The sequence below is a fragment of the Roseateles sp. P5_B10 genome (genome assembly GCF_056400485.1).
In genome coordinates this window covers 1-5607 of record NZ_JBFULE010000338.1, presented here as the reverse complement: position 1 = coordinate 5607, position 5607 = coordinate 1, and the positions used below count along the sequence as shown (strand labels likewise).

5 protein-coding genes and 1 pseudogene are annotated in these 5607 nt (G+C 70.3%); 3 read left to right on the top strand and 3 right to left on the bottom strand.

The genetic code is table 11. The annotated features are described in order from the left end of the window. The 3 genes from AC1DU6_RS18690 to AC1DU6_RS18680 form a co-directional block, all read right to left on the bottom strand. On the bottom strand, window positions 1-806 hold an 806-nt coding region (locus AC1DU6_RS18690), incomplete at its 3' end, for an aminotransferase class III-fold pyridoxal phosphate-dependent enzyme (RefSeq protein ID WP_477858821.1). Window positions 807-939: 133 nt separating this feature from the next. Then, a complete protein-coding gene (locus tag AC1DU6_RS18685) occupies window positions 940-1869 on the bottom strand; it encodes a 2-hydroxyacid dehydrogenase (protein WP_477858819.1) in 930 nt (309 codons plus the stop codon). A 7-nt stretch (window positions 1870-1876) separates the two neighbouring features. Then, on the bottom strand, window positions 1877-2764 hold the full coding sequence (locus tag AC1DU6_RS18680) for a GNAT family N-acetyltransferase (RefSeq protein WP_457326011.1): 888 nt from the start codon (window positions 2762-2764) through the stop codon (window positions 1877-1879). 496 nt (window positions 2765-3260) lie between these two features. On the opposite strand from AC1DU6_RS18680, the gene AC1DU6_RS18675 reads away from it, so the two are divergent. The 3 genes and pseudogenes from AC1DU6_RS18675 to AC1DU6_RS18665 all read left to right on the top strand — a co-directional run. Then, window positions 3261-3926 carry a haloacid dehalogenase type II gene (locus tag AC1DU6_RS18675; RefSeq protein WP_457390985.1) on the top strand — a complete coding sequence of 222 codons (666 nt, stop codon included), beginning with the start codon at window positions 3261-3263 and terminating at the stop codon, window positions 3924-3926. A 20-nt stretch (window positions 3927-3946) separates the two neighbouring features. Beyond that, window positions 3947-5236: an NAD(P)/FAD-dependent oxidoreductase gene (locus AC1DU6_RS18670; protein ID WP_457322488.1), complete on the top strand. Its 1290-nt coding sequence runs from the start codon at window positions 3947-3949 to the stop codon at window positions 5234-5236. Between the two features lie 74 nt (window positions 5237-5310). Beyond that, window positions 5311-5607 (top strand): annotated as a pseudogene (locus tag AC1DU6_RS18665) (ABC transporter substrate-binding protein); the annotation flags it as partial.

The following is a 5607-nucleotide window of genomic DNA, read 5'->3' as shown; positions in this document are numbered from 1 at the left end:
AGGATGTCCAGCTCGCGCGCCGCGTCGGCCATCGCCTTCAGCCAGCCTGGCGGCGGCACGATGACGCCGCCGGAACCCTGGATGGGCTCGCAGAAGAAGGCGGCGACGTTCTCCGCGCCAAGCTCGGCGACCTTGGTGCGCAGCGAGGTGACGGAGGCGGCGATCAGCGCCTGCGCGTCGGCGCCGTTCTCATGGCGGTAGGGGTTGGGTGACGGGATGTGGTGCTGCGTGGCCAACGGCAGGTCGAAGCCGCGGTGGAAGACCGGCAGCGCGGTCAGCCCCGCGCCGGTCGAGGACGAGCCGTGATAGCCCCGCTGCAGCGCGATGAAGTGCTTCTTGGTGGGCCGGCCGGTGTTGTTGTAGTACTGGACGATGAAGCGCACGGCGGCGTCGACCGATTCCGAGCCGCCCAGCGTCAGGTAAGCGCGGGTCAGCGAGGCCGGCGTGATCTCGACCAGCTTGGCCGCCAGGCGAATGGCCGGCTCGCTGGCGAAATGGAAGTAGCCGGTCGCATAGGGCAGGCGGCGCATCTGCTCGACGGCGGCCTGCACGACGCTCTCCTGGCCGTAGCCGACGTTGACGCACCACAGGCCCGCGAAGGCGTCGAGCAGTTCGCGCCCCTGGGCATCCTGCAGCCAGACGCCGTGGCCTGAGCTCAGCACCATCGGGCCGCGCTCCTCGTGCCGGCGCCACGGTGCCACGGGGTGGATGAGATGCGCGCGGTCCAGGCCGGCCAGCGCAGCGTGCTGTTCCGGGGTGGTGATGGCGGCTCGGGCGGCGGTTTGGGCGAGGGGGAGGGCGGTCATGAGCAGCGTGTTGCAGTGGATGGCTGACGCTCAGTTTGGGCGTTCGGCCTCGCCGGTGCGTGCTGCATTGGCCGCTCGCGGCAGCGTCTTGCGCTGAACTGAGGGCCGTCACGGCAGAAGCTGCCGCTCGCGTTCAATAGCCTTTGCCGCGGTCCACCAGGCCCACCAGCGGCAGGCCCGCTTCGAAGCGCCGCAGGTTGTCCAGCACCACCGCAGCCGCGGTATCCGGCTGCGTCATGCTGGCGATGTGCGGCGTGATCTGCACGCGCGGATGGCGCCACAGCGGGTCGTCCGCCGGCAGGGGCTCAGGGTCGGTCACGTCGAGCACGGCTTCACCGAGGCGACCATCGTCGAGGGCGCGCAACAGGTCCGCGCTCACCAGCTGCGGGCCGCGGCCGACGTGAACCAGCGCCGCGCCGCGCGGCAGCACGTCGAACAAAGTGCTGTTCAGCAGGCCGCGCGTCGCGTCGGTCAGCGGCAGCAGGCAGACGAGGATGTCGCTGCGGCGCAGGAAATCCGTCCGCTCCGCCTCGCCGGCAAAGCACCGCAAGCCGTCAATGCTGCGCGGGCTGCGGCTCCAGCCGGCACAGTCGAAGCCCAGGCCACGCAGCGCCTGTAGCACGGCTTCGCCCAGCGAGCCCAACCCCAGCACGCCGACGCGGCACTGCGCTGCGGTGCGCACCGGCAGCGGCCGCCACTGCGCTTGAGCCTGCTGGCGCCGGTAGGCGGGCATGTCGCGGTGCAGGTCCAGCACGGCATGCAGCACGTACTCCACCATGCCCTGCACGATGCCGGGTTCGACCATGCGCACCAGCGAGACGGTCGGCGGCAACGCGGCGAGGTTGAACTGATCCACGCCGGCGCCGGTCGAGAACAGCAGCTTCAGGTTCGGGAAGCGCTGGGCCAGCTGCTCGGGCTGCTGCCAGGTGGCGAGGTATTGAACTTGGGCTGGATCGCCCACGTCCGGCCAGAGCCGGAAGTCCAGTGTTGGCGCGTCGCGGCGGAACAGTTCGCCCCAGCGCCGGCCGCGCTCGGCGTCAGCCATGTAGAGGAAGGTGGCCATCGGTGCTTCAGCCCAGGGCCTGCGTGACGATGGCGTAGCTCTTGGGCGCACCCGGCGCCGCCGGCTGCGCGGTCGGGCCGCGCTCCATCATCACCGGCGCGTCGACGCGCAGCAGGCCCATCGCTTCCAGCCATTCGGCCAGGCCGCTGTCCAGGTCGATGTCGACGCGCGTGAAGCGGCCGGCGTTGGTGCCGGCCAGGTGGGCAATGAGGGCCTTGGCGCCTTCATCGTCCGGCGCGACGACCGGCCCGATGGCGTGGCCGCGGCCGAAGCGACGCAGCAGGCCGAAGCCGCGCACCGTGCCGCCGTCGTCCAGCACGACGGTGGACTCCGCCTCGGCCAGCAGTTCATCCATCAATGCGTCGCGCGGCATGCCGCAGGCCTGGGCGTCGAGCGCCTTCAACACCGGCGCATCGGAAGCGCCTGCCGGCCGCAGACGCCAGCCGCTGTCCAGGGCCACCAGTGGCGCAGGTTGCGCGATGCCCTGGTGCTGGCGCAGCTCGCCGACGCGCACGAAGCCCAGGCGCTCGTAGAGGCCGCGCCCTTCGAGCGTGGCGTTGAGCCGAACGCGGCAATCCTGCAGCCCGTCGAGCACCGCGCTCATCAGGCGGTGGCCGATGCGCCGGCCCTGCTGCGCCGGCGCGACGATGACCAGGCCGATGGTCGCGTCCTGCGCCCCCCAGCGAAAGCGCAGGGCGGTGCCGACGATCTCGCCGTCGCGCTCGGCGACGACGCCCTCGGCGTGGTGGAAGACCTGCTTCCAGTCGGCCAGGCGGTGGGGCCAGCGCAGCGTGTCGGACAGGTCGTGAGCGGCCGCAAGATCGGCGGCACTCATCTTGCGCAGCCGCACGCCGTCGTCGGCGGGAGCTGCATTCGTGTTGGCGGGGGCACCCATGTGGCGGGGTCTCCTGAAGGGCAAGGGGTTGCCGATGTTGCGGCCTTTCGCGGGTGCCGCGCCAGCCCAAATACGACCCGCCACCCATTTCGGCAGCTTGCGCTGTGAGGCCTGCCGCGCACGGCATTCAATGCTGCGGCGGGCCAGTCTGCGACCACAAATTTCGCGGCGGCGTCCCTACCATCAGCGCCCATTCACCCATGACATCGCAGGTCAATCGCATGCAAGTCGCCCAGCCGCATTCGCCAATGCCCGCCCGGACCCCAGGGTTGCTCAAGGCCGATTCGCGGTCCCGCATTTGCGCCACCGGCTGGTGCCTTCAGGGTTCCATTGAAGGGCGCTCGTCCCCGTCCAAGTGCACGCCGCAGGGCATGCCGCCGAGCCGCCTTCGAACGGCAGTTTCAGCGCCTGCGACAGCCCGTTTTCCCCACAAACCACTTCACTGCACATGCTGCAATGAAGTCCTGATGACAACCCACTGAGCGAGACGCGCAACATGAGCATCCGACCCAAGTACATCACCTTCGATTGCTACGGCACCCTGACCCGCTTCCGCATGGCGGAGATCACACGGGATATCTTCTTCGACCGCGTGCCGGCCGAGCGCATGGAGCAGTTCATCGCCGACTTCACGGCCTACCGTTTCGACGAAGTGCTGGGCGACTGGCAACCGTACGACGTGGTGCTGAAGAACGCGGTGCGCCGGCTGTGCCGCAAGTGGAAGCTGCAGTACCTTGACGCCGAGGCGCAGCGCTACGTCGATGCCGTGCCCACCTGGGGGCCGCACGACGACGTGCCCGCAGGCCTGGCCAAGGTCGCCAAGGAAATCCCGCTCGTGATCCTGTCCAACGCGATGGACCATCAGATCCAGTCCAACGTCGCCATGCTCGGCGCACCCTTCCACCGGGTCTACACCGCCCAGCAAGCCCAGGCCTACAAGCCGCGGCTGAAGGCCTTCGAGTACATGATCGATTCGCTCGGCTGCAACCCCGAGGACCTGCTCCATGTGTCGTCGAGCCTGCGCTACGACCTGATGTCGGCCGACGACATCGGCATCGTCAACAAGGTCTTCGTCAACCGCGGCCATGGCCCCGGCTGCCCGGCCTACCGCTACACCGAGATCGCCGACATCGGCGGCCTGGCCGGCGTGGTCGGTCTCTGAACGTCGATAGCGGCCAGGCCATGAAACTCGATACCTACTGGACCGACAGCGTGCCGGCGTTCGTGCCGGCGGCGCGCGAGCTGCCGCAGCGCGTGGACGTCGCCATCGTGGGCGGCGGCTTCAGCGGCCTGTCCGCCGCCCTGGCGCTGGCCAAGCGCGGTGCCACGGTGGCCGTGCTGGAGGCCGGTGCGCGCGTCGCGTCCGAAGCCTCGGGGCGCAATGGCGGCCATGTGAACAACGGCCTGGCGGTCGACTATGCGGAAGCCGCCGCGCGCCATGGCGCCACGCGGGCAGCCGCCTGGTACCGCGCCTACGACGACGCCGTCGACGCCGTGGCGCAGCTGGTTCAGCAGGAAGGCATCGCCTGCGATTTCAGCCGCACCGGCAAGCTCAAGCTGGCGACACGGCCGGCGCAGCTGGAGGCGCTGCGGCGCAGCGTGGAACGCCTGCATGCCGACGGTGTCGACACCGACACCGAGATCCTCGATGAGGCCACCGTGCGTGCCGAGGTGCAGAGCGAGCGTTTCCACGGCGGCATGCTCTACAGGCGCAGCGGCCAGATGCACATGGGCCGCTTCGCCAACGGCCTGGCCGAAGCCGCCGAGCGCCAGGGCGCGGGCATCTTCACCGGCACCTGCGTGCAGCGGATTGAGCGCACCCACGGCCACGCCCACCGCCTGCACACCACGCGCGGCACCGTGGCGGCCGACCAGGTGCTGCTGGCCACCGGGGCTTCGCGCCACGGCGGCTACCGCAGCTTCGGCTGGCTGCGCCGGCGCATCGTGCCCATCGGCAGCTTCATCGTCGTGACCGAGCCGCTCGGCGCGGAGCGCGCGGCCGCGCTGCTGGCGGCGCGCCGCACCTACACGACGGTGGCCAACATCCACCACTACTTCCGGCTGACGGCCGACCACCGGCTGGTCTTCGGCGGCCGCGCTCGCTTCGCCATCAGCAGTCCGCAGCAGGACGCCGCCAGCGGCGAGGTCCTGCGCGCCGGCCTGCTGGAGACCTTCCCCCAACTGGCCGGCGTGCGGCTGGACTACTGCTGGGGCGGCCTCGTCGACATGACGCAGGACCGCCTGCCCCATGCCGGCGAGCGCGACGGCCTGTACTACACGATGGGCTACAGCGGCCACGGCACGCAGATGTCGGTGCTGATGGGCCAGCGCATGGCCGCGCTGATGGGCGGTGATGCGGCCGCCAACCCGTGGGCGGACCGTGCCTGGCCGGCCATTCCCGGCCATGTCGGCCCGCCCTGGTTCCTGCCCGCCGTCGGCCTGTACTACCGGCTGAAGGATCGCCTCGCCTAGCCTGGAGCGGGCGGCTCTCCCAAGACCCGCCCCGAACTCGTCAACCCCATAGAACACTGAACGAGAAACACACCATGAGCCATCGCCAACCCCTCGAAGCCCTTGTCGGCCCGCACGACAGCCAGCGCTTGTTCGAAGCGCTGAAACGCGGCGCCAGCCGCCGCGACATCCTCGGCCTGCTCGTTGGCGCCGGCATGCAGGCGGGCCTCGCCGGCACGCTGGCCGGCACGGCGATGACGGCCCATGCGCAGGCGCCCAGACGCGGTGGCAAGCTGCGCGTGGCCGGCGCCACGGCCGCGGCCAGTGACACGCTGGACCCGGCCAAGCAGTCCAACCAGGCCGACTACTCGCGCTGCAACATGCTCTACAAC

Excerpts from the sequence above, each read along its gene's own strand:
- AC1DU6_RS18685 (WP_477858819.1), bottom strand. The coding sequence starts at position 1,869 with ATGGCCACCTTCCTCTACATGGCTGACGCCGAGCGCGGCCGGCGCTGG.
- AC1DU6_RS18680 (WP_457326011.1), bottom strand. The coding sequence starts at position 2,764 with ATGGGTGCCCCCGCCAACACGAATGCAGCTCCCGCCGACGACGGCGTG.
- AC1DU6_RS18675 (WP_457390985.1), top strand. The coding sequence starts at position 3,261 with ATGAGCATCCGACCCAAGTACATCACCTTCGATTGCTACGGCACCCTG.
- AC1DU6_RS18670 (WP_457322488.1), top strand. The coding sequence starts at position 3,947 with ATGAAACTCGATACCTACTGGACCGACAGCGTGCCGGCGTTCGTGCCG.